General features: G+C 36.6%; 23 protein-coding genes. 16 read left to right on the forward strand and 7 right to left on the reverse strand.

Annotation, left to right across the window (positions count from 1 at the left end; all coding sequences use genetic code 11):
• Positions 1–5 precede the first annotated feature (5 nt).
• On the forward strand, positions 6–3176 hold the full coding sequence (locus RK01_RS00205; RefSeq protein ID WP_016171274.1) for a DEAD/DEAH box helicase: 3171 nt from the start codon (positions 6–8) through the stop codon (positions 3174–3176).
• 112 nt (positions 3177–3288) lie between these two features.
• Here RK01_RS00205 and RK01_RS00210 read toward each other — a convergent pair whose 3' ends face one another.
• Positions 3289–4002, reverse strand: a complete 714-nt coding sequence (locus RK01_RS00210) for an HAD family hydrolase (protein WP_016171275.1) — start codon at positions 4000–4002, stop codon at positions 3289–3291.
• Positions 4003–4881: 879 nt separating this feature from the next.
• Between RK01_RS00210 and spxA the strand changes: the two genes are divergently transcribed.
• The 4 genes from spxA (at position 4882) to pepF (ending at position 9257) form a co-directional block, all read left to right on the forward strand.
• Positions 4882–5280, forward strand: coding sequence for a transcriptional regulator SpxA (gene spxA, locus RK01_RS00215; protein WP_016171276.1), 399 nt, complete (start codon positions 4882–4884; stop codon positions 5278–5280).
• Between the two features lie 315 nt (positions 5281–5595).
• On the forward strand, positions 5596–6249 hold the full coding sequence (locus RK01_RS00220; RefSeq protein WP_016171277.1) for an adaptor protein MecA: 654 nt from the start codon (positions 5596–5598) through the stop codon (positions 6247–6249).
• A gap of 152 nt (positions 6250–6401) precedes the next feature.
• On the forward strand, positions 6402–7367 hold the full coding sequence (locus tag RK01_RS00225) for a competence protein CoiA (protein WP_016171278.1): 966 nt from the start codon (positions 6402–6404) through the stop codon (positions 7365–7367).
• A gap of 78 nt (positions 7368–7445) precedes the next feature.
• The gene (pepF, locus tag RK01_RS00230; protein ID WP_143139803.1) at positions 7446–9257 is read left to right on the forward strand and encodes an oligoendopeptidase F; all 1812 of its coding nucleotides are present in this window, start codon (positions 7446–7448) and stop codon (positions 9255–9257) included.
• 176 nt (positions 9258–9433) lie between these two features.
• On the opposite strand, the gene RK01_RS00235 is transcribed toward pepF, so the two are convergent.
• On the reverse strand, positions 9434–10090 hold the full coding sequence (locus RK01_RS00235) for a DsbA family protein (protein WP_016171280.1): 657 nt from the start codon (positions 10088–10090) through the stop codon (positions 9434–9436).
• A gap of 81 nt (positions 10091–10171) precedes the next feature.
• Positions 10172–10753: a CYTH domain-containing protein gene (locus tag RK01_RS00240; protein ID WP_016171281.1), complete on the reverse strand. Its 582-nt coding sequence runs from the start codon at positions 10751–10753 to the stop codon at positions 10172–10174.
• Positions 10754–11115: 362 nt separating this feature from the next.
• On the opposite strand from RK01_RS00240, the gene yjbM reads away from it, so the two are divergent.
• From yjbM to mgtE, 4 genes are read left to right on the forward strand one after another with little or no spacing between them, the layout of a single operon-like run.
• Positions 11116–11784 carry a GTP diphosphokinase gene (yjbM, locus tag RK01_RS00245; protein WP_016171282.1) on the forward strand — a complete coding sequence of 223 codons (669 nt, stop codon included), beginning with the start codon at positions 11116–11118 and terminating at the stop codon, positions 11782–11784.
• Positions 11785–12588: an NAD kinase gene (locus RK01_RS00250; RefSeq protein WP_016171283.1), complete on the forward strand. Its 804-nt coding sequence runs from the start codon at positions 11785–11787 to the stop codon at positions 12586–12588.
• A 6-nt stretch (positions 12589–12594) separates the two neighbouring features.
• On the forward strand, positions 12595–13488 hold the full coding sequence (locus RK01_RS00255) for an RluA family pseudouridine synthase (RefSeq protein WP_016171284.1): 894 nt from the start codon (positions 12595–12597) through the stop codon (positions 13486–13488).
• Positions 13489–13507: 19 nt separating this feature from the next.
• The gene (gene mgtE / locus RK01_RS00260) at positions 13508–14872 is read left to right on the forward strand and encodes a magnesium transporter (RefSeq protein ID WP_016171285.1); all 1365 of its coding nucleotides are present in this window, start codon (positions 13508–13510) and stop codon (positions 14870–14872) included.
• 112 nt (positions 14873–14984) lie between these two features.
• On the opposite strand, the gene RK01_RS00265 is transcribed toward mgtE, so the two are convergent.
• The gene (locus RK01_RS00265) at positions 14985–15686 is read right to left on the reverse strand and encodes a hypothetical protein (RefSeq protein ID WP_016171286.1); all 702 of its coding nucleotides are present in this window, start codon (positions 15684–15686) and stop codon (positions 14985–14987) included.
• A gap of 112 nt (positions 15687–15798) precedes the next feature.
• Positions 15799–16437 (reverse strand): copper homeostasis protein CutC, encoded by a 639-nt coding sequence (locus tag RK01_RS00270; RefSeq protein ID WP_016171287.1) that lies wholly within the window; start codon positions 16435–16437, stop codon positions 15799–15801.
• A 137-nt stretch (positions 16438–16574) separates the two neighbouring features.
• On the opposite strand from RK01_RS00270, the gene RK01_RS00275 reads away from it, so the two are divergent.
• The 4 genes from RK01_RS00275 (at position 16575) to recD2 (ending at position 21445) form a co-directional block, all read left to right on the forward strand.
• Positions 16575–17417 (forward strand): methyltransferase domain-containing protein, encoded by an 843-nt coding sequence (locus tag RK01_RS00275; RefSeq protein WP_016171288.1) that lies wholly within the window; start codon positions 16575–16577, stop codon positions 17415–17417.
• 287 nt (positions 17418–17704) lie between these two features.
• On the forward strand, positions 17705–18214 hold the full coding sequence (gene trmL / locus RK01_RS00280) for a tRNA (uridine(34)/cytosine(34)/5-carboxymethylaminomethyluridine(34)-2'-O)-methyltransferase TrmL (RefSeq protein ID WP_143139802.1): 510 nt from the start codon (positions 17705–17707) through the stop codon (positions 18212–18214).
• Positions 18215–18248: 34 nt separating this feature from the next.
• A complete protein-coding gene (locus RK01_RS00285; protein WP_016171290.1) occupies positions 18249–18905 on the forward strand; it encodes a histidine phosphatase family protein in 657 nt (218 codons plus the stop codon).
• 17 nt (positions 18906–18922) lie between these two features.
• Complete coding sequence (gene recD2 / locus RK01_RS00290; RefSeq protein WP_016171291.1) at positions 18923–21445, forward strand: SF1B family DNA helicase RecD2; 2523 nt, start codon at positions 18923–18925, stop codon at positions 21443–21445.
• Between the two features lie 117 nt (positions 21446–21562).
• Here recD2 and RK01_RS00295 read toward each other — a convergent pair whose 3' ends face one another.
• Positions 21563–22543 (reverse strand): diacylglycerol/lipid kinase family protein, encoded by a 981-nt coding sequence (locus tag RK01_RS00295; protein WP_016171292.1) that lies wholly within the window; start codon positions 22541–22543, stop codon positions 21563–21565.
• A 590-nt stretch (positions 22544–23133) separates the two neighbouring features.
• On the opposite strand from RK01_RS00295, the gene RK01_RS00300 reads away from it, so the two are divergent.
• Positions 23134–23628: a QueT transporter family protein gene (locus RK01_RS00300; RefSeq protein ID WP_211212144.1), complete on the forward strand. Its 495-nt coding sequence runs from the start codon at positions 23134–23136 to the stop codon at positions 23626–23628.
• A 136-nt stretch (positions 23629–23764) separates the two neighbouring features.
• On the opposite strand, the gene cbpA is transcribed toward RK01_RS00300, so the two are convergent.
• Complete coding sequence (gene cbpA / locus RK01_RS00305; RefSeq protein WP_016171294.1) at positions 23765–24406, reverse strand: cyclic di-AMP binding protein CbpA; 642 nt, start codon at positions 24404–24406, stop codon at positions 23765–23767.
• 190 nt (positions 24407–24596) lie between these two features.
• On the opposite strand from cbpA, the gene rpmG reads away from it, so the two are divergent.
• Both rpmG and secE read left to right on the forward strand, forming a co-directional pair.
• Positions 24597–24749, forward strand: a complete 153-nt coding sequence (rpmG, locus tag RK01_RS00310; RefSeq protein ID WP_016171295.1) for a 50S ribosomal protein L33 — start codon at positions 24597–24599, stop codon at positions 24747–24749.
• Between the two features lie 12 nt (positions 24750–24761).
• Positions 24762–24932 (forward strand): preprotein translocase subunit SecE, encoded by a 171-nt coding sequence (gene secE, locus RK01_RS00315; RefSeq protein ID WP_016171296.1) that lies wholly within the window; start codon positions 24762–24764, stop codon positions 24930–24932.
• The last annotated feature ends 56 nt before the right edge of the window (positions 24933–24988 follow it).

Consider the following 24988-nt stretch of genomic DNA (forward strand, 5'->3'; position numbering starts at 1 on the left):
TTTGGGTGAAGTGGAGTATTCCTGAAAAAGTAATTGAACGAGGACGCACATACCTCAATGAAGGAAGAGTACTATCAGTAACACCGGATCCAGCCAATAAAGTCTGGCACGCTGTCGTTTTGGGCAGTGAAGAATATCTCGTGGATTTGGATGCCACCGCAAAAGAAGAAGACTACTGTCAATGTCCTTACTGGGAAGAACATCATTACTGTAAACATACCGTTGCAGTAGAACTGTTTTTACGCCAACAAGGAAAAACCCGATTTATGAGCAGTATGGAACAACCAGTGAAAAGTAAATTTTCAACTGCAGAAATGTTTACGAATGGTTTTGCCAAATTAAAGTTACCGGCCGCAGAAGGTACAGCTATTCCTTTGCGTTTACAATTTAATATTGATGCGATTGAAACAAATCCCTATCATAAAGAGTTAGCGGTTTTTGGTATTAGTCTAAAAGTAGGGCAAAGAGGAACGACACGTAATTATATTGTTAAAAATATTTACAAATTTTTACAAGCTTATTCTGAACAAAAGAAAATTTTAATCAATAAACAACATAGCTTTTTAATTGAACCACAAGCGTTTACACCAGATGTCAATGAAGCTCTTACGGTTCTGTGGGGCATGGCACAAACGCAGCAACTAATGGGGCAAACCGGCATCTTAGTTAACGGGAAGTTAGATAAGAAATACTTGTTAGTTCCTATTGGTTGGGGGCAAAAGCTCTTGGAAATGCTAGGTAAGTTAGGCGCAACTTTTGGCTACGATGAAAAAAAATTGAGTCCCATTCTTTTTTCTGATGCGGCATTACCCTTAGCTTTTTCAGTAAAAAAAGATAAGAAGCAGTTTGTCTTAGCTGTTGAAAAAGATTATGACCAAGTGTTCAATTACTATCACTGGGGAATTATTGATGAAAAGATTCATCCTTTGAGTAGTTGTCAACAGGAGATTTATTTAACATTAGATCAATTATTAAAGCGCATTGAAAAAAAGGAAATTCCTTACGCTAAAAAAGAATTGTCTGTTTTGTTTAAACAAGTTTTGCCTTTACTCCGTCAAATTGGGGAAGTGAACATTGCCACAGAAGTCTATCAATACATTAGTGATGAGGATTTGGCAATTAGCTTTATTTTACGAAAGAAAAAAGGACAAATTGCTGTCGAATTACAATTTAGTTATGGAGATGCGATTTTTTCTAGCAATGTAGCTAATAATATGGTGAAAGAAAATCAACCGGAAGTTTTACGGGATTATCAAAAAGAAGATCGTGCGCGTCATTTGTTGCAACAACAAGGTTATGAGGAAAACGAGGCAGGCTTTGTTAAAAATCTGCCCACTGGAAGTGACTTATATTATTTCTTTACTCGTGAATTGCCTACTTTGCAACAACTGGGCACGGTAAAACTAGGCAAAAAATTACGGGAATTGTATTTAGATGCCCATAAAATCGAACCAGAAGTAAAAGTTGACAGTGACGGTTCCTGGTTGGATGTTCACTTTGATATTTCTGGTATTGGTGAAAAAGAAATAGATAATATTTTGCGCAGTCTGTTAAATCAAGATGCCTTTTATACATTAACCAATGGACAGATTTTATCGCTTGAAACGCCTGAGTTTCAAGAAACGAGTGCTGTTTTGCAAAAATTGCGCCAAACAAAAAGCCAAGATGGTGTAATTAAAATGCCGCTAAATCAAGGACTTGTTCTCCAAGATCAGTTAAAAGCTGCCAATGTCTCTTTTAGCGATGATTTTACCCAGATGGTCAAAGACTTAACTCATCCTGAAAATTATCCCGCCCAGTTACCAGCAGGCTTAAATGCAGATTTGCGTCCTTATCAAGTAACGGGATTTCGTTGGCTAAAAATGTTATCGCATTATCAATTTGGCGGTATCTTAGCTGATGAAATGGGTCTAGGAAAGACATTACAGACCATTGCTTATCTCCTGTCAGAAAAGCAGGCAGATGCCACTAAAACGACTTTGATTGTAGCTCCTGCCAGTTTAACTTTTAACTGGTTAGCTGAATTGAAAAAATTTGCACCAAGTTTAAAAGCTGCCGTAGTGGGGGGGAACAAACAAGAACGCATGAATTGTTTAGCGCAGGATGTGGATATTTATATCACCTCCTATGCTAGTCTAAGACAAGATATTGATTTATATCGCGAATTATCTTTAGATCAGTTGATTTTAGATGAAGCGCAGATGGTGAAAAATGCAGCCACTAAGACTGCGAAAGCTTTACGTTCATTAGTGATTCCTCATCGCTTTGCATTAAGTGGAACCCCGATTGAGAATAATTTGGAAGAATTATGGTCCTTATTTGAAATGATCATGCCAGGATTTTTCCCAAGTCAACAGCGCTATCGCCAATTATCTGCTGAACAAATTGCCCAGATGATTAAACCATTTGTATTGCGACGAGATAAAGCGACTGTGCTAAAAGATTTACCAGAAAAACTGGAAACCAATTATTACAGTGCGCTAACGGAAGATCAAAAGAAAATCTACTTGGCCTATTTACGCCAAATGCGAGAAGAAATTAGTCAAATGGATGCAGCTGCCTTCAAGAAAAATCGGATCAGTATTTTAGCAGGTTTAACCCGATTGCGGCAGATTTGTTGTGACCCTAAACTATTTATTGACGATTACGAAGGTACTTCTGGGAAATTGGAGCAAGTCAAAGACTTAATCCAAGCTGCTAAAGAAAATGGGCGTCGGGTTCTTTTATTCTCGCAATTTACGGGAATGTTAACAATTATTGAAGAAGAACTAGCCAAACTAGGCTATGAGAGCTTTTATTTACGAGGAAGCACGCCACCAAAAAATCGTATTGAAATGGTGAACGCATTTAATCAAGGTGAAAAAGATGTCTTCTTAATTTCATTAAAAGCCGGCGGTACCGGCTTGAATTTAACTGGAGCAGATACAGTGATATTATATGATTTGTGGTGGAATCCAGCAGTAGAAGAACAAGCGGCTGGTCGGGCCCATCGTATTGGCCAAGAAAAAGTGGTTGAGGTGTGGCGGATGATTGCAGAAGGAACAATTGAAGAACGCATGAATGCGTTACAGCAGGATAAGCGGGAATTGTTCCAAAAAGTGATTCAAGGCAATGAAACGCAACTACAGCAACTCACAGAAGCCGATATTCGGATGATTTTAAGTGCTGGTGAATAATTTATCAGATGTTTCTTAAAAATAAAAAAAGCACATTGTCTCTTTTATACAAGAGAAGCAATGTGCTTTTTATTATGGGTGGCAAGAAAGTATTTGTTTTCTCCTTCAATTATTAAGCAAAAATAGCTTTTATCGTAGGAGCTAATTGATCAAAAGAAGTTAATTCAATATCTTGAATTGCTTTTTCACCAGACGGAATTTCTCGATTACGATGATTGAACCATAAAGACTTCCACCCAGCACTTTTGGAGCCAACTACGTCATTTTCAAAGCTATCACCAACATAAAGTGTGTTTTCTGGCTTGACATCGAATTCCTTTTCAGCCAATTGAAAAATTTCTCGCTCGGGTTTCTGGAAGCCCGTTGCTTGGGAAATAATCACATTATCTGCCTTGACCCAGTTTAGTAGATTTAACTGAATGATTTTTTTATATTGGTGGTCTGTAGGACCGTTTGTAATAATACTAATAGGAATATTTTGTGTTTTTAAAAAGTTTAATGTTTCAAAAACAGACTCATGCATAATAATATTATCTAATTCTTCTTCATAGATTTTTTGAAATTTTAATGCGGTAGTTTCGGTGATATGGGAGTAATCCAAATCTTTTAAAGATTCCATAATGCGATAATTGCGCATATAAGTTAAACTCCATTGTCCTTTTGCAACGTTACAAAAAGTTTCGTCACTGTGAAAGCGAAAGCGAATATAAAGTTCATGCATATCGGTATCGGTTACTAAAGGGAGAACACGGTGAACTGCGTTACGAAAAGGTTGTTGCTGGTCATAAATTGTGTCGTCAACATCAAAAACAATTGCGTTAATCAAAAAAGGCCATTCCTTTCAAATTTTCTGCAAATTTCATAAGATCTGGATTCATTCTAACGAAAAGAACCGTAAAATTAAAGAGGAAAAGGCTGATTTATAAAGGTTTTCTTTACCTAATTAAGAACAGCACTTTTAAAAAAATGCGAATGAGATTACAGTTTTTTTTACTTAAAAAATAATTGTGCTTTTCACAAGAAAAGTAATTCTAGAAAATTTTCTTTTTTATCAAAAGAATAAAATGGTCAAAAATTAAATTAATTTAAAATAAATACGACAAAAAAATTAATTAAGTAGTGAATGGTATTTTATTTCTGAATTTTCTGAATAATTTGGTTTGGGATGAAAAATTAAAAAATATAATTTTTCAAATGATATTTTCACAATCTTTTTGCTGATTTTTAGTTAGTCATTTATTACAGATTCGCTGCTAAAAAGAGTAAAAAAATAACGTATCTTGACCTACACTTTATCTTTTTTTTACTTTTTGCTAAAAATATTGATTAAAAGAGTGATGAGCACTCATAAATTTGTCTAGACAAATTTATTGTTGTGTATACAACAAAATTTAAAAAACGAAATTTCAGAAATTATATAACGAATTTTCTGTTTGTGTTACAGTGCATGTGGCAATTACACGCTGTGCTATATATAAGCAAATAAATGGCAGTTAAATTTGATAATTCTAATCTTTTTAACGTGAAAACGAGTGAAAACGTAAGCAGTCTAGGAATATGTCATTAAGATAACTTTAATTTTTTAAAACTTTTTTTGAGAAAAGGGTAGTATTTTTTTTTTTGATTGGGTATAATGAACTCAGATGAAATTATAAGCGACTTCACAAAGAGGTGACTTATAATAATAAAGAAGGAGTGATACACGTTGTTGACACTTTATACTTCCCCTAGCTGTACATCGTGCAGAAAAGCTCGCGCGTGGTTGCAAGAGCACGAAATTCCCTTTGTAGAACGTAATATCTTTTCTGAACCATTGAATATTACTGAATTAAAGGCAATTTTACAAATGACTGAAGACGGAACTGAAGAAATTATTTCTACCCGCTCAAAAGTCTTCCAAAAATTGAATATTGATTTAGACGATTTACCATTGAAAGAATTGCTGGACTTGGTACAAAAGAATCCTGGTTTATTACGTCGTCCGATTATGATCGACGAAAAACGTCTTCAAGTTGGATTTAACGAAGATGAAATCAGACGTTTCTTACCACGCGAAGTACGCCAATTAGAATTACGGCACGCACAATTAATGGCTGGATTATAAGAAGTTTGACTGTCACGTAATACGTGACAGTCTTTTTGATTTATAAGGTATATTACAGCAAAAAAACGGGTATTTTGAGCCTGCCAAGTTGTTCTATTTTTTATGAAATCTTTTTCTTTTTTGAATGGCTACCTTGTGGTTTAGTTTGGTATTTGTTAAAGGAAGATTTTGCTTCTAGGCAGATAGGTCTTGACCTCATAACGGCTTTTTTTGTTGGGATTTTTAAGATTTACTAAATCACGAGGTTTTCCTTTACATTTGATAAGGTTCCGTTACAATGTAGCTATAATGTTAGAAAAGCGAGGTGTAGCTAAGATGGAAATGGAACATATTAACGACAATACGATTCGTGTTCTCATTAAAAGTGAAGATTTAGCTGACCGAGGAATTACCTTTTTGGATTTGTTAGGTAACCATAATGAAATTGAAAACTTCTTTTATAGTATTTTGGAAGAGGTAGATGTCAATGAAGAATTTAAAGGCAGCGAAGCTGTTACTTTTCAAGTGCTACCAAAAGGCGATGGACTGGAACTTTTTATCAGTAAAAATATTCCAAATGAAGAGTTTACCAATTTAGAACAAATGACAGATGGTAGTGCTGAAGAGGTGAGTGATTTCTTGAAAAAGCACATTGCAGAGCAATTACAAGAAGTCCCAGAGGAAGAAGAGATCACAGATATCAAAAGAGACTATGTCTTTGAGATGATAGATTTTGAACAAATGATTCAATTGGCCCATGAATTCGACGGCGGTGAAGGTGTATTAACCAATCTTTATGAATTAAATCATTTTTACTTCTTAGAAATTCGATTTACCGATGATTATTTGTTAAAAAATCAAATCGATGATTACTTAGCCTGTCTAAGTGAGTTTGCTCGCCTGAGTCAAGTAACACCAGAAGTTTTAGCCGAACATGGTAAGCTTTTGATGGAACGTGACGCGCTAGCAACCACCCGTCATTACTTTTAATACATTAAAAAAATGAGATCTGGATAGCCTCCAGATCTTTTTTTGTCCTATTTTTTCTTGTTGTAAGTAAGTATTAATCCTGTAGAACCTAAGTTTTCTCCATCTTATGCGCATTTTTACCAATTTTGCGTAGATTCTTGCGGGGGATAAAAATGTTAATCGGCAAAAATAAAAAAGGAGAACTTGTAACAGCCTTAGTGGCAAAAAAAGGAGAGGAGTTCATCTGTCCAGCTTGTGAAAAACAATTATGTTTAAAAAAAGGGAAAAAACAGCAAGCCCATTTTGCCCATTGGAAAAGTGATGCTTGTCAGGCTCTATCAGAAGGGGAAACGGCGGAACACTTGGCTGGGAAAATTTGGCTCAATCAACAGTTTCCTCATAGCCAACTTGAAGTTTATTTGCCGCATTTAAAGCAACGCCCGGATCTACTGATGGATAAAATGCCAATTGAATTTCAATGTTCCACTTTAACATTACAACGCTTTAAAGAACGTACTTATAATTATTTGTCTTTTCAATATCAGCCATGGTGGATAGTCGGGCAAAAATTTATTCCGCGTCAGCAAATTAGTCAGTTGCAAAAATGCTTCTGTTATTGGAACCAAACGGCTTACTTGTGGTATTTGGATACGAAAGTACAACAAATGAGAGTTTACTATCTCATCAGTTGGGACTTTAATCGGGGATATCAGTGGCAATGTCAAAATATTGCCAATAGCCAAAAGATGGGAGCAAACGTTCCACTTTTGACTTTAAACCCAGTTAAATCTTATTGGCATGAGGCAGCTTATAAACGTTTTTTGCGGCAGCGATTGTTTCGTCGGCAACAACGTTTTTTGCGGATACAACACTTTTTTTATCTGCATCAAGGAAATATGCTTGACTTGCCTTTTTGGTGTTATAGCAGTAGTCGCTATCATTTTTTCTTTGAACATGAACTGTTGTTATTACGTTTCTTATTTTTACAGAGTAACAGTTGCCACCAATGGGTGCAGCAACTTAACCAACTTGAGTGGCAATGGGATTTCCCATTAGTCTGTCAAAAAACGATTTTAAAGGAAATTTATCAGGAATGTCTCACTTTATCAGGGAATCTAACAAGAAGTTTTTGCCGCTAAAAAAAGCCAGTTGTGATAGTATAGAAAGTAATCGAAGAGAATGATAACTTTTCGTTGAAGTAATTATCAGGAGGTTGAATGATGGCGACAAAACAATTACCAACTAGAGAAAGCTTACCAGAAAAAATGACGTGGGATTTAACTCCAATTTTTGCCGATGACCAAGCTTTTGATGCGGCCTTTGCTGAATTGAAAGAAGAATTAAACCAAGCAGACCAATACAAAGGCACATTGCACAAAGGTCCGGCCGCCTTTTTACAGGCTTTGGAATTTTGTTTGGGGATTTATCGTAAATTGGAAACGCTCTATGTCTATAGCCACTTGAAAAATGATCAAGATACCGGAAATACTGTCTATCAGGGTTTATATGCTCGTGCCAGTAGTTTATTTGCAGAAGCCAGTGCAGCTGTTTCCTGGTTTGAACCTGAAGTTTTAACTTTGTCAGATGAACAAATTTGGTCTTATTTTGACCAAGAGCCAAAGTTAGAAATTTATCGGCACTATGTAACACAAATGGTAGATAATCGGGCACATGTACTGCCGGCAGATCAAGAAGAATTATTAGCGGGTTCAAGTGAAATCTTTGGTGCAGCAGATGATATTTTTTCTGTTTTGAATAATGCAGACTTGGTTTTTCCTACCATTGAAGATAGCGAAGGTGAAAAAATTCAGTTATCTCATGGTGTGTACGGCCAATTAATGGAATCCACTGACCCTGTTGTGCGGGAAGCTGCTTTTAAAGGCTTATACAGTGTTTATGGCCAGTTCCGGAATACTTTTGCGCAAACGCTAAGTTCTCATGTGAAAGGCCACAATTTTAAAGCCAAAGTACGCCAATATGCTTCTGCTAGAGAAGCATCTCTTAGTAATAATCATATTCCTGAAAGTGTGTATGACACTTTAGTTGATGTGGTCAATAAGCACTTGCCTTTGTTACATCGCTACGTGGCACTCCGCAAAAAATTATTAGCAACAGATGCCTTGCATATGTACGATATGTATACGCCAATTTTAGGGGAAGCACCAATCCGTTATTCCTATGAAGAAGCTGTTGAAAAGGCCAAAGATGCCTTACAAATTATGGGACCAGAGTACAATGAAGTGGTGACCAAAGCTTTTGCTAGTCGTTGGATTGATGTTATTGAGAATAAAGGAAAACGTAGCGGTGCTTATTCTTCCGGTGCTTACGATACAGCACCTTACATTTTAATGAATTGGCATGATACCTTAGATCAATTATTTACTTTAGTCCACGAAATGGGACATAGTGTTCATAGTTACTTTACGCGTAATAACCAACCATTCGTTTATGGCGATTACTCTATTTTCTTAGCGGAAATTGCTTCCACCACGAATGAAAATATCTTAACTGAATACTTGTTAGAAACGGAAAAAGATCCGAAGGTACGGGCATATGTCTTGAATCATTATTTAGATGGCTTCAAAGGAACTATTTTCCGTCAGACTCAATTTGCAGAGTTTGAACATTTCATTCACACGGAAGATGCAAAGGGCGTTCCGTTAACCAGTGAATATTTAAATGATTACTATGGTGATTTGAATGCGAAATATTACGGTCCCGATGTTGAAAATGATGAAGAAATTAAATTAGAATGGGCACGAATTCCGCATTTTTACTATAATTATTATGTTTATCAATATGCGACTGGTTTTTCGGCTGCTTCAGCATTAGCGAAGAAAATATTAGCTAAAGAAGATGGTGCGTTGGACCATTACTTGAATTACTTGAAAGCAGGTAATAGTGACTATCCAATTGAAGTAATGAAAAAAGCTGGTGTTGATATGACAAAAGCGGATTATATAGAAGATGCGATGAAGATGTTTGAACAACGATTAACTGAATTAGAAGCATTAGTTGCCAAATTATAAGAAAAGTGAAGTGAACGTGGTTAGCTCTTTGGAGAAATCTCAGAGATTCGTCTTTTGGTATTCTTAATCAGAACTAAATTTTGAATTTTTTACGCGCTACTAAATCTAGTTTTATATTGATACTTAAGTAGCTGCGATATAAAAAATAAGCCTTGGCAAGTGAGCCAAGGCTTATTTTACATTAACTTCAAATGTTTGCTATCGTGAGGCACGCGCCGCTCATTTTTTCGTTGCAAATAACCGTCAATATGAAAAATTTGATAATTTTCTTGATCAACTTGGCAAAGTCGTGGAATATCAGCCAAAGCTTCGGCTCCTTCTAATAATACACCATAATCTCTTTCGCAAGCATAGTTGTAAATAACGGCAGAAGGATGAGTGGTGATACCCATTTCACGAGCAGTATTTTGATCTTCCTGAAATAATGTTTTGACCAAATCGCTGCGTCTATCTTCTTCAAACATTTCCAAATCGCCACCAACGTCAGTTACTAAAGAGAGGACTAATTCTTGATTATACTCTTGGCCATTACAAGCAATTTCTTCTTGCATCTGCATAATAAATTCACGAGCTTTTTTCTTGCCTTGCAGTTGGAGTGCTTTGGCATCTAAAGCGGCAGAATAAGTATTTTCAAAAAGTTGGTTTCTTGCATCAATATCATGTTTAGGAATATTGCGTCGCTGCATTACCGCAGTGATAGTTTGCATATTAACTAAAGGCATCAGCCGAAATTGGATTTTTTGTTCCGATGTTTGTACATAATGCCATAGGTGCTTTTCTGAACCTAAACAGACAGCCCCTAAAGGATTGACAAACAAATAAATTTCAATCACTTAAATCTCCTCCAACAGTTTGAGTCGTTTCTCGCTACTTCAACTTAGCAGAAACGTAGAAAAAATGAAAATAAACAGTTTTTAGCTTTGCATTTTTTTAAGACTCCGGCTAATTTTATTTTCTGCCGGCACGTAAGAAACTGCTAATTCTTTTAATAGTTGGGCAAAAGCAGCTTTGCCCGTTTTGGCATCTTTTACTTCCAACTCCAATTCAAAGTCATGCCCAGTCGATCCATAAAAACTTTCATCTAACGCTAATAAACCGGCAGCAATAGAAAATTCTGCCCGCTTTGTCGTTAGCTGACTAATCATATGTAAATCTGTAATGGCAATATTGAGCGTTGCCAATTTCTTTTCAACAGGTCCATTTTTAGGAATTTGTTGTAAAGTTAAGTATTTTTTTGCTTCTGCCGGGGTTAATCTTTCAGTCGTTTCCAAAAGGCCTTCTTTTTGCGGTGTTTTTAAAGTCACTTCTGCATATTCAGGCAATAAACGAATCCTTAGACCAGTGTGGGCCTTTTTTAGTTTTGCATCGACAGTGTCAAAGTAACAATTTGTTTGTTCCACAATATCCGCAGAGGTAACGTGATAGTACGTCATAATACGTTTGAAATCACTAGCGTTTAACATGGTTTTAAATTCTATTTCAGTTGATTGACTCATCATAATCCCTCATTAGTTTACGTGTTAAGATATGAAACTGCAAGTTTAAGCTGTGAAAATAGAGTATTCTTTTAATTAATAAAAAATTATATAAAAGAAATATACTAAAATTTAGATAATCCTAATAAAAATAGCGTTTTACTTAGAAATTTTACAAACCAGTACGAACTATTTAGGCTATTACCAGTTAATTTGTTCCTGTTTGCAATTTTATCGATTTCCTATTGTGCCATAAAATGCGAATATACGCAATTAATACGATTAAATTGTTGGAATATTTTTTCAATTTGAAGTGATAAAGATTTAAGTGGGTTTATGGTAAAATGACAATGGTATGTATTAAAGAAAATTGAGGGATGATTATGGATCGAGATTGGGATAAATTTTTAGCACCATATGAGCAAACCGTATCAGAGTTAAAAGTAAAATTGCGGGGAATTCGCAAACAATTTCGCGAACAAAATCAACATGTACCAATTGAATTTGTCACTGGTCGAGTAAAACCAGTGGAAAGTATCATTACCAAAAGTCAAATTCGGCACATTCCTATGGAACGGTTGGAAGAAGAAATGTCAGATATTGCCGGTCTTAGAATCATGTGTCAGTTCGTAGAAGACATTCATCAAGTTGTGCAATTATTGCGTAACCGTAAAGATATGAAAGTGATTATTGAACGCGATTATATTACAAATAAAAAAGCGAGCGGCTATCGTTCTTATCATTTAGTAATTGAGTATCCTGTTCAGTTAGTAAATGGCGAAAAAATCATTTTGGCAGAAATACAAATTCGGACGTTAGCAATGAATTTTTGGGCTACGATTGAACACTCATTAAATTATAAATATCAGGGTGCTTTTCCAGAAGAAATGAAGATTCGTTTGCAGCGTGCAGCAGAAGCGGCTTATCAATTAGATGAAGAAATGTCTACGATTCGTGAAGAAATTCAAGAAGCGCAACGCTTATTTTCTCACGGGCGGGGCAAATCAGACGATAGTTATTACCAAGCTTCCATTGATCAGGAGGAAACATAAATGACATTAAAAGTTGCCATTGTTTCAAATCATGGTCTTCAATCTGAAAAGACAGAGCGGCAGCTGCGGAAACTTTTAGCTGAAAATAAGATTGAAATTGATCAAGGACACCCCGAAATTGTTATTTCTGTTGGAGGAGATGGGACACTACTTTCAGCATTTCATCGCTATAATCATTTATTAGATCAAGTGAGTTTTTTAGGGGTTCATACCGGTCATCTAGGTTTTTATACGGATTGGCGAGATTATGAAATACCAGAATTGGTCTCAAGTTTAAAAGAAAATCGCGGAGAAAGTATCAGCTATCCTTTATTGGATATTCGTATTGAATATCAAGATGACAAGCCCGCAAAGCATTTTTTAGCCTTAAACGAGTCGACGATTAAACGAGGCAATCGCACAATGGTAGCCGATGTTTATTTAAAAGGAGAAATTTTTGAACGTTTTCGTGGTGATGGCCTATCTATTTCGACTCCCACTGGTTCTACTGCCTACAATAAAAGTGTAGGGGGAGCTGTTTTACACCCTAGTATTAATGCAATTCAATTAGCAGAAATTGCTTCTTTGAACAATCGCGTTTTCAGAACATTAGGGTCACCTTTAGTGATATCTGCCGATGAATGGATGGAGATACGCTTACAAGACAGTAATGATTATATGATTACAGTTGATCAACTGGATATTCAAAAAGATCACATTGCAGCAGTTTATTATAAAATTGCCCATGAACGTATTCATTTTGCTTCTTTTCGGCATATGGACTTTTGGCATCGGGTAAAAGACGCTTTTATTGGAGAAGATTAGGTAGTTATGGAATTTATGTATCAATATCAAAAAGAAACAGCACAACAATTGAAGTATTTTTTAAAGGAGCAAGGCATTTCCAAGGGGTTATTGGCAAAAATTAAATTCCAGGGGGGCTTGATTTTAGTCAATGATAAACGTGAAAATGTCTTGTATTCTTTACGTCCAAATGATAGGGTTACTATTGTCGTGCCAGATGAAAAAGAGCATGAAACCGTGCTCCTAGACGAAACACCGATTGCCATTGTTTATGAAGATGAACATCTTTTAATTGTGAATAAACCAGCAGCAGTTGCTTCAATTCCTGCGCAATATCACCCCAATGGTACTATGGCTAATCGTGTGAAGCATTATTATAAAATGAAAAATTATAAAGACCAGGTCATTCATGTGGTTACCCGTTTGGATCGGGATACGACGGGGCTGATGCTCTTTGCTAAACACGGTTTTGCTCATGCGCAATTAGATCGCCAATTGCGCGCGAAACAAGTAGAAAAAAGATATCAAGCTCTCGTTGCTGGTGAAATGAATCAGCTAAAAGAACATGGAATGATTGATTTGCCTATTGCCCGCGATTTAAGTTCTTTATTGAAACGAAAAGTTGCTGAGGATGGTCAAGCGGCACAAACAGAATATTGGTTGTTAAAACGTAACGAAAACATGGCATTAGTTGATATTAAACTTCATACTGGGCGTACTCATCAAATTCGTGTGCATTTTAGCGGAATTGGTTGTCCTTTATTAGGGGATGACTTATACGGTGGATGGATGACCGCTGGGATTGAGCGCCAAGCGTTACATTGTTATAAGTTGTCATTTAATCATCCTTTTAGTGGTGAACGTTTGACATTTACTTTAGCTTTACCTGAAGATATGACACAGGTAGCTCAAAATATTTAAGAATGTGTGGTGAGTGTGAGTGGATGAAAATTTAGAACTTGAAGAACGTTTTGCTGTGTTGAAACAAGCATTGCTTGAAGATGATATGCAAGGCTTCAGAGAACCTTTCTTAGAAATGCACATATACGAACAGGGGCAGTTCTACCAGTCCCTCACCAGTGAAGAACGCCACCGCATGTATGGTTATTTATCACCAAAAGAGTTGGCGGATATGTTTGACGTGATTGAAGAAGATGACGAACATATGACAGATTATCTTTCGGAAATGCGTCCGGGCTATGCAGCAGCTATGTTAGCAGAAATGTATACCGATAACGCTGTTGACCTATTAAACACACTAGATAAAAAAGCGGTTAATAAATATTTAAGCTTAATGGATAAAGAAGACGCGAGTGAAATTAAAGAACTTCTCCATTATGAAGATGATACTGCCGGATCAATTATGACAACGGAATTTGTTTCCATTGTTGCCAATCAAACAGTTCGTTCTGCGATGTATGTGTTAAAAAATGAAGCAGATGTGGCAGAAACAATTTATTATATTTATGTCGTAGATCAGGAAAATCATTTAGTGGGTGTTATTTCATTAAGAGATTTAATTGTCAATGAAGATGATACTATGATTCAAGACGTGATGAGCGAACGAGTGATTTCGGTTCATGTAGGGGACGATCAAGAAGACGTTGCGCAAACTTTTCGGGATTATGATTTTTTGGCCTTACCAGTCACAGATTACGATGATCATTTGTTAGGGATTGTTACAGTTGATGATATTATCGATGTTATCGACGATGAAGCAGCAAGTGACTATTCCGGTTTAGCGGGGGTCAACGTTGAAGAAGTTTCTGAAAATCCCGTTAAAGCGGCTAGTAGACGGCTGCCTTGGTTGATTACGTTGTTGTTTTTAGGCATGGCAACGGCAACGTTAATTTCCCACTATGAGGAATTAGTTAGTGAAGCTAGTATTTTGGCTGTCTTTATTTCACTAATTACCGGGACTGCCGGGAATGCTGGAACACAATCTTTAGCCGTTGCTGTAAGACGCTTAGCCATCAATGATGATAAAGAAAATAATTTTGTGAAAACTGTTGTAAGTGAGATTTTAACCGGCCTTGTAACAGGTTTTATTACCGGACTGACTATTTTTATTATTGTAGCGGTTTGGAAACACAATCCAATTCTTGGCTTTGTAATTGGAATGGCTATGATGTGTGCCATTACTGTTGCCAATTTAGCCGGCAGTTTTATTCCAATGCTGATGGATAAACTTGGCTTTGATCCGGCTGTGGCAAGTGGCCCCTTTATTACTACCTTAAGCGATTTAACCAGTGTGCTGATTTACTTTAATATTGCGAGTCTGTTTATGCAGTATTTTATTTCTTAAAACAATACCCAAACGAAAGAATCGTCTCTTTTCCAATGATTCGCAGGAAAAGAAGAGATGACACAATCGTTTGGGTATTTTTATTTTTTTTAACACCTCAAGAAAAGTTCGCTTATTCCAAAAAGCGTCGTTTGTATTCTTCGTACTCTTCTAATGTAATTAACCCTTCATCCAGGGCCTTTTTACGCTCTTTTAACTTTTCAAAGTTTGTTTCGGTGGTTAAAGGCGTTTGTACTTTGACCGTTTCTTGACGAATTTGGCGCGCCCGTTTGCCAGTGGTAATGCCATCCATCACGCCATCTTGCATATCACTTTTACTATCTTCTAATAATTTTGCAATTGCAAAAACAGTCTTTTTTGTCCAAAAGATACTAAAAACTTCGCGGAAACTTTCAATGCGAACTGAGCCCCAAAAAATCCGCGTATTGGGATTAATGGTATTAATATTATCTAAGGGAATACTTTTATAGTCGTGATTAAAAGGTACCCAGCGCGCAAAAATGAGTCGTCCGGCATCTGTGACAGCATAAGCATGAAATCCTTTGCAGTCAAAGTAACGGACTTTACCACTTTGTCTTGTTCGGATTCTTTCTTCAAAAGCAGGACGGTCTTCTCCTTCAAAGGGAGTAAAGTTCTCAATATCTTCTGGATGATGGCGTCCGATAAAACTTGCGATTACTTCTTCATCTTTGCCTAGTGCATCTTCAATTAAACCAAAATGCTTGCGCTGTAACCAGCCTCCTAAAAAAGGGGTGATATTCTGTCCTAATTTGTGATTGCGAGCATACGCATACATTGCATCAGCTTTTTTCATTGTGACTCCTTTCTAAATTCTTTAACGAGAACTTATTTTGACATTCCAAGCGTTTGACCAGTGGAGCAAATAGAAAAAAGGGTGCCAAGTATAGCTTCACTGTAATCTTCTTTTAGTCTAAGTTCACAATTTTTGTGCCGTGGGCTTCATTAACGCCTAACTCTGTCACAATTGACGCAACATTATCGGCATTAATACCAGCACCAGGCAAAATAATAATGCGGTTGTTGGCATAAGAAATTAATTCCTGGAGACGAGGAATATTCTCCAAAATAGGTGTCCCGCTTGGCCCACCATGGGTTAAGATACGATCTACACCATGTTCTACTAACCAGTCGATGGCTTCAAGTTGGCGCTCTTTTACAATGGCGTCAAAGGCCATATGAAAGGTAATTTGTACTCCTTCAGCAGTGTCGATTAGTAACTCTAAAGCTTCTTCATCAAGCCAACCACTGGGAGTCAAACAACCAAATACAACACCATCTGTCCCCATTTTCTTAGCCTCAATTAAGTCAGTATGCATAATTTTCAATTCGGTATCATTATAAATAAAATCCCCGCCTCGTGGACGAATCATCGTCATAACAGGAACATTCTTTTCGCCGGCATAACTTAGTGTTTCTTCAATTACCCCAGTACTTGGCGTTGTTCCTCCTACGGCTAAGTTATCGCATAATTCAATCCGTTTAGCTCCGGCATAAATAGCGGCTGGAATATTAGTAAAATTTTCGGCACAAAATTCTTTAATCATGTTAGTCTCCTTTTGAAATTATTTGAAGTGAGCAGACTCTTTACTTTCATGTAGTATTTTAGCACAGCCTTGTGTTAAAGTAGAGTAGCTAAAAACTACAGATTATTTATATAGATATAAGTAAGCGAGGAAATAGTATGTTAAAAAAAATTGACTGGGGAAAAAATTTTGTGGCAAAAAATAGTAATTTATTTTTATGTCCATTGTGTCAAAGTGAAATGTCCCCTTCACCTACAGGACTCGTCTGTCAATTGGGGCATCGCTTTGATGTTTCGAAAAAAGGAACGTTGTATTTTCTGAAGAAAAATATTCAAAGTGGTTATGATCGCAAATTATTTACTGCCAGACGCCAGCTAATAAAGGCGGGAATGTATGATGGTTTGTTACAAAAAATTCGGGAATACGTCCCAGCAAATACCACCATTTTAGATGTGGGGTGCGGGGAAGGCAGTTTCTTTAATAATATTGCTATAGGAAAAAATATCACCGGTATTGGTTTTGATATCGCTAAAGATGGGGTTTATCTGGCCACGGAGCAACCAGAAGCTTTATTTTGGTGTGTGGCAGATTTAACGCGTCTGCCTTTTGGCCCGCAAGTTTTTGATAGTGTGTTGAATTTATTTACTCCTTCAAATTACAGTGAATTTAAACGTGTTTTAAAAACAGATGGCACCCTTATAAAAGTAGTTCCTCGTAGTGGTTATCTGCAAGAACTGCGACAGGCTTTTTATCCTGACGATAAAAAGAAACAGCATTATGAAAATAATGAAGTCATTCAACATTTTAAAGAACAATTTAAGCTTTTAAATCATCATGAAATAACGTATAGTTTTGATGTTTCATCTGAAAATCAGCTCGCCCTATTAGAAATGTCTCCTCTAGAGTGGGGCGTATCAGCAGCGCAAAAAGATCAAGTAGCCAAAAGTTCATTAAATAAAATTACAATCGACTTAGACTTGTTAATTGGAAAAGAAAATTGAAATTTTTGTGACTTTTTTCGGTTAAAACTGTTGCATTATTTATTCAAGAGTGATATATTACAAACAAGTCATTTTTCATTGGTTTTTATCAGGTTCCTGTTCTGATAAAAGTTAGTGAAAAGAACTTCACTAACGTAGCGACTCGCAGTGATTAACACCGAGCCGATACGTTCTTTTTTTGCACTTTTTTTACAAAAACATTTACTGAAAGTGCTATAGTAAGAGAGAATAATCGCCTTTTTATAAAGAAAAGCAAAATAAAAATAATTATTACACTAAAAGGAGTAATGAAGTTGAATCATATTGTTTTATTTGAACCCCAAATTCCCGCCAATACCGGCAATATTGCCCGTACTTGTGCTGCCACCAATACCCCGCTGCATTTAATTGAACCTTTGGGATTTTCAACTGATGATAAGCACTTAAAGCGAGCTGGTTTAGATTACTGGCATGATGTGAATATCACTTACCATAAAGATTTAGCGGCCTTTTTAGCATACTTAGGAGAACGTCGTCTTTATTTGATTACAAAATTTGCCAATCAAGTCTACAGCGGGGTAGATTACAATGCTGATGAAGAAATTTTTTTGATGTTTGGTAAAGAAACGACAGGACTACCAGAAGAATTTATGCGGGAAAATGCAGAAAAATGTTTGCGTATCCCGATGAATGATACCCATGTACGCTCGTTGAATTTATCCAATACCGCAGCTTTAGTCATTTATGAAGCACTAAGACAGCAAGGGTTTCCTAATTTAGAATTAAGCCATCACTATGAAAATGATAAATTAGACTAAATTTTACTTACTCACAATTAAAGGAGCTTTTATCATGGAGTTATACTTTACCCGTCACGGTAAGACTGAATGGAATAATGAACGCCGCTTTCAAGGAGCAAAAGGAGATTCTCCCTTACTTACAGAAAGTTTGGCGGAAATAGAATTGTTGGGCCAACAGATTAAAGATGTTCCTTTTGAAAAAATATATGCCAGTACAGCCCCAAGAGCGATGAAAACAGCCCAAGGAATTTTGGAGCAGCTGCGATACAAGCCTGAAATTATATACAATGAAGGATTAAAAGAGCTTGGTTTAGGGGAGCTGGAAGGACAGTTAATCGATGACATGTCTAAACGTTATCCGGTAGAATTGCACAATTTACGCCATCATTTGGATCGTTATGACCCTAGTGTTTTTGGCGGGGAAAAAATTGAAGATGTTCTAGCGCGGATTGAAACAGTTGTTTGTGACGCTGCGATGCAAAATAAAGGCCCACTTTTATTTGTAGGACATGGGGCATCGTTGACGGCTGCCATCCAATGGTTAGCGGGTAAATCACTATCCGAGTTACGGGAAATGGGAGGCTTAGTCAATAATAGTTTAAGCATTCTGTCGACCAAAGAACCGGAAAATTTAACGCCATTTGAACTAACAAAATGGAATGACGCCAGTTTTTTAGGTGATCAAAGCAGCTTAGACGCCTTATTATAGGAAGGAGCCGGTATTGCATGGAAGAACGAAATTTTGTCAGTGGGACAGTCGCGGCAATCTTTTTTGAAAATCCCGGCAATTTTTATAAAGTCATGTTAATTGACATCGCGGAAACCAATACTGCGTATCAAGAGCCGCAAATCGTTGTGACGGGTTCGTTTGGCGATATTAGCGAAGATACTTTATACCAATTTTATGGAGAATTGATTGAACATGCTCGCTATGGTTTGCAATTTCAAGTAGAAAGTTATTCTCAAAATCAACCCACCTCTGAAAATGGATTGATTAATTATTTTGCAAGTGAAAAATTTCCCGGTGTAGGTCCCAAAACGGCTGAAAAAATTGTTGCCACGTTGGGGGTAGATGCGATAAAAAAAATTGTTGCGGATGCTTCTGTTTTGGCAAGTATCACCGGCTTAACAGAAAAAAAACAGCAGCAGATCGCTGAAATCGTCCGTGCCAACCAGGGAATGGATGAAATTGTCGTCGGTTTGTCTGAGTATGGGTTTGGCAGTCAACTTTCTTTTGCCATCTATCAAATGTATCACAGTCAGGCTTTGAGTATTATTGAAGAAAATCCTTACCAATTGGTCGAAGATATTGAGGGAATCGGCTTTAAAAAAGCTGATCAACTAGCTGAACAATTAGGAATTGCAGCTACCAGTGAAAAGCGGCTGCGGGCGGCTGTCTTACATCAGGTTTTTCAAAGTTCGCTACAAAGTGGGGATACTTATATAGAAGCTGATCGCTTATTGGATGAAACGTTACTTCTTTTAGAAAAAAGTCGACCAGTAGAAATTAATCCGGAACAATTGGCAGATGTAATCATTGCTTTGACTGAAGAAGATAAAATTCAACAAGAAGCGACCCGTATCTATGAAAATAGTTTGTATTTTGCTGAAATTGGCATTGCAGGTTCTATTCAGCGGATGTTACAACGAAAAAAAGAAATTAAGTACCCTAAAAAAACAATTGATAAAAAATTAGCCAGTTTAGAAAAAGACTTAGGAATTCATTATGGAAATTCTCAAACAGAAGCTATCAAAGCAGCCCTGGCTTCACCGCTGTTTATTCTAACGGGTGGTCCTGGTACAGGAAAGACGACGGTCATTAATGGGATTGTCCAATTGTTTGCTGAATTAAACGATTTAAGTTTGGATCCGTTAGACTACACCCAAGAAGTCTTTCCTATCTTGTTAGCAGCACCAACTGGACGTGCTGCAAAGCGGATGAATGAAACGACCGGTTTGCCAAGTGGTACCATTCACCGTTTGTTGGGATTAACGGGAAGAGAAAAAGCGGGTGAAATGGAGATTAATGAGTTAGCCGGCGGCTTACTCATTGTCGACGAAATGTCGATGTTGGACACATGGCTTGCCAACTCCTTGTTAAAAGCAATTCCTAATAACATGCAAGTTATATTTGTCGGTGATAAAGATCAACTTCCTTCAGTCGGCCCAGGACAAGTGCTGCATGATTTACTGGCAATCAAAGAAATTCCGCAGCGGGAACTAACGGATATTTACCGCCAGGAAGATGGCTCAACGATTATTTCATTAGCCCATGAAATAAAAGAGGGGTATCTTCCGACTGATTTTACCCAAAATAAAGCAGACCGTTCCTTTTTTCCTTGTCATGCACAACAAATTGAGCCTTTGATTGCTCAAATCGTGACTAAAGCCAAAGCAAAAGGCTTTACAGCTCAAGATATTCAGTTGTTAGCACCGATGTATCGGGGGCCTGCAGGGATTGATGCGTTAAATAAGATGATGCAAGAAATTTTTAATCCCAATGATGGTACGAAAAAAGAAGTTTCATTTCACGACCACGTGTATCGAATTGGTGATAAAGTGTTGCAGTTGGTTAATTCGCCAGAAGAGAATGTTTTTAATGGCGATATGGGACAAATCGTTGGAATTATTTTTGCTAAAGATAGCGAGGATAAAGTGGATGAATTAGTTATTCAATTTGATGCCAATGAGGTGACTTATAAGCGCAATGATTGGCAAAAAATCACTTTATCTTATTGTTGCTCCATTCATAAATCGCAAGGTAGTGAATTTGAGATGGTGATCTTGCCTATGGTCTTTCAATACCAACGCATGTTACAGCGTAATTTACTTTATACCGCTGTTACCCGCAGTAAAGATAAATTAATTTTATTAGGAGAAAGTCAGGCTTTTCAAACGTGTGTCTCCAATCAATCAGCTAACCGTTTAACAACTTTAGCCCAAAGAATAGCAGTCTTAACTGCTTCAAAATCAGATGGTCTAATCACAACAGAAATAGAAAAATCAACTGAAACAACTGAAAGTCAAAAACAACATCAGCCTTTAACTTATGAATCTGAATTTTCTTTGACCCATGAGGCTGTCAAAGAAAATTCGGCGGTCAATTTGGTTGAAGAAAATAATTTGGCCCAGGTGGACTCAAAAGAAGATATGCCACTTCGCTTTGTTTTAACCCGACAATTGGTCCGAGAAAACGCCATTGATCCATTAATTGGAATGGATGGGTTAAGTCCGATGGATTTTATGTAAGTCCCAAAAAAATGTGGTCTGCAAGTAAATATAAATCTCTATGAGACAAAAAAAATACGCTAACTGACTTAGAGCTCGGATACGAGAAGGCAGTTAGCGTATTTTGTAGTTAAAATTTTAATCAGAATAATACCAAATCAGTTGGGACTTAGTCGCAAAGGTAATATCAAAAGGACGAGAACCCATTACCTCGCCATCAGCTTGACCATATTGGGGAACAGTGGAGATGATCCGTAGTTTATGACCACTATAATGATGATAATGTTTTGAAGTCGTTAATTTATTGGTGATTAAGCGCAAGACCAAACCCAAAATTTTTATCATTGAAATTCTTTCCACGATGACGAGATCGAGATTATCTTCATTGGCCTTAGCCATTGGAGCAATTGCAACACCACCGCCAAAATAAGGATGGTTTGTTGTCGTACATAAAAAGGCTTTTTTGAAAGTATGTTCTTCACCATTTACTTCCAATAAAATGGAAAATCCTTTTTGTGTGAACAAGACTTTTACAATTGAGGCGATATAGGCAAAAGAACCAAGATTGTACTTGTTTAAAGCTTTTTTCGTCAGAGAATTATTTGTAGCCGCAACAATGGCGGCATCTAAGCCAATCCCGACATTGTTAATGACCAAACCTTTTTCATTTTGAATTTTTTCATCATAGGTTAAAGTGTTAACCATTTGTGGTTCTTTGGCTCGTTGGATAGCCCAAAAGGCTTTTTGCGGATCTTTTGGTAGTTTAATACCGCGAGCAAAATCATTTCCTGAACCTCCAGGAATATAACTCACCGGGAACTCTTTATTCATGCGGTAAAATTGATTTAAAACCTGATGTAAAGTACCATCGCCACCAATCACTACCAACAAAGGATAAATCTTATCTTCATACGCAGCTTTTATTTCATCATTCCAGCCAACCAATTTGGATAGGGCCAATTCTTCGACAATTTTTGCTTCATGGCCGGCATATTCCGTATAATGGCTTTCATAACTCATATGCTGTTCATTTAATAAATTTTGAATAATCTCACCGGTTTTTTTACCATTACCATTACCGGATACTTGATTAATCAAGAGTATGTAATGAAATTTCACAATTTTTTGCTCCTCTTTTACACTTAATGTTCCATATTTTAACAGAAAAAACCGAGGAGTGAAAAGAAAAAAGCGCACAAAAAAAGATCTAGTGAGTTTTTTTTCGAAGGTGTTGCTGTTTTGGTGCTTTTTCGTCTATTTTATTAAGGTTCTGATGTCCACTTAATAAAGATTCAACTCACTAGACCCTATTCAATTAGTAAGGAGTAACTCAAATTCCCACATCCTTTAGCTGTTTTTTTAAGTCTCATAACAATTCTCTGCTGTGTAGAACCTACATCGTCTACGTTACTGGGAATTCCTATGACCCCTTACACCTATTTTATACCATATTCCAATAGTTTTTGCAAGCGTTTTCTTTTTGAAGGGGTTAATTATTTTCTGCTTGGCTTTAACTAGAAGATAAAAGGAAAAATTGAAGACCATTTGCTAATTTGCTTTCTTTAGCAAAAAATACTGGTCAAATGGTGACAATGTGGTTAAAATAGAACAAGTTGTAAGTGGTTTTGAAAAAATCACTGAAAAATATCGCGGTTCATCAACCATCCCGCGTCATCAAAACTCGGAGAAAGAAGGAAAAATTTGTGCAAATGAGTAAAAGTAACAGTAATATTAAAGTCTTGGCAGTAAATGCGATTGTGGCGGCTTTGTATGTGGCCCTATCTTTAATTACACCATTTTCTGCGGGACCAATTCAATTTCGAATTTCAGAAAGTTTAAACCATTTAGTCGTTTTTAATCGGAAGTATTTATGGGGGATTTTTTTAGGTGTTGTCATTTATAATGCGCTATTTGGCTACGGTATTATGGATGTGCTTTTTGGTGGGGGACAAACCTTACTGGCATTAACACTAACCAGTCTCTTACAAAATAAAGTGAAAGATAAAAAAGTGTTATTAGGCTTTAATATTGCCTTTTTCACTTTCAGCATGTTTTTAATTGCCATTATGCTGATGATTACGGCGGATTTGCCATTTTGGCCAACATATTTGACGACGGCTTTAAGTGAGTTAATCATTATGAGTATCTCCGCACCGGTAATGGTGTGGTTAAATAATCGCCTACACTTTAATAAACAACTATAAAAAAAGATTTGGGGTTTTCCCAAATCTTTTTTTAGTTGAAGAGATTGACGGCGCTACAATTTCAAAAAAATTGTAGAATAATCTAGCAAATCGCCGTCTTATTGTTTGTGAGCTGAAAGAGTCCGTTTCGCTTTCCCTATTCGGCAGCAGTCAAATCTTCTAATTCGACGACTTTGAAATTTTTACTTTCCAAGTGACTAATAATTTTATCACAAACCACTTTATCAGTTTTTGCGGGTAACGTGATAAGTGTCCGACGAATAAATTCATCTTTACCAATGTCTAATGTAATACAGCTAGCAATGCTGCTGTATTTAGCAATAATTTTACTAATTGCAGCTAAATCACCTTGTTTACCTGTTGAAGCAATCGTTAAAACGTAGCTTCCTTGATCGACACTCCAAGATTGGGATAACATGTTCAAAAGTGAGCTGTGGGTTAAAATACCATAAAATTCATTATTTTCATTTAACACAGCAATATAGGGTAATTCTTTAATTGTGAAAAAGACTTTGAAAAAAGAAGAATTCACATAAATAAATTTTGTCGCATTTTTTAATAAGTGAGTCACAGGTAAATTCATATCGCCGCCGTTAGCTTTATGACGATAAATATGCATTTTATAAATATTTCCGCGGAAGATTTTTTCATTTTCATCGAGTATCGGTACACAGCGATAACCTGAATCTTCCAAAATTTTAAGTGCTTCAGCCAGTGTTGCTGTTTCTTTGACAGTTGTCAAATCTCTTTTTTTATAGACCATTGTTTTTAGTAGCATAACAAACCCTCCATTGTTTCCAATTTAACAAATTTATCATATCATATTCTCTTAAAAAAGGCATAACTGGTTAGCTTCATTGACAGTCAGAAAAAAACATGCTAAGTTAAAGTGTACTTTTGTAAATAAATCAGTGGTTAAAAATGGCTGGTTGAATAAAAGTCTGATCAATTTGAAGGAGGCCATAAAGATGGGTGCGAAAAAAGCCGCTTTAGCCTGCTCCGTTTGCGGATCTCGTAACTACACAAAATCTGTGAGTGAAGGGAAAAAAGGCGAACGTTTGGAGATTAATAAATTCTGTAAATATTGCAATCAATATACATTGCATCGAGAAACCAAATAGGAGGCAGTAGGCATGAAATTTTTACGTAGTGTAGTAGATGAAATGAAAAATGTAACATGGCCGACAAAGGCACAGTTACGCAAAGATACACTGGTTGTTATTGAAACATCTTTGATTTTTGCCGCCATGTTCTTTGTGATGGACACAGTGATTAAGAGTGTCTTCGGCTGGATTTTAAAATAAATTAACTAGCTGAACAATGTAAAAAATGCTATAATAGCCAAGAAGAAAAACTTCGG

Origin of the sequence: Enterococcus dispar ATCC 51266 (assembly GCF_000406945.1) — a bacterium.
Taxonomy (GTDB): domain Bacteria; phylum Bacillota; class Bacilli; order Lactobacillales; family Enterococcaceae; genus Enterococcus_C; species Enterococcus_C dispar.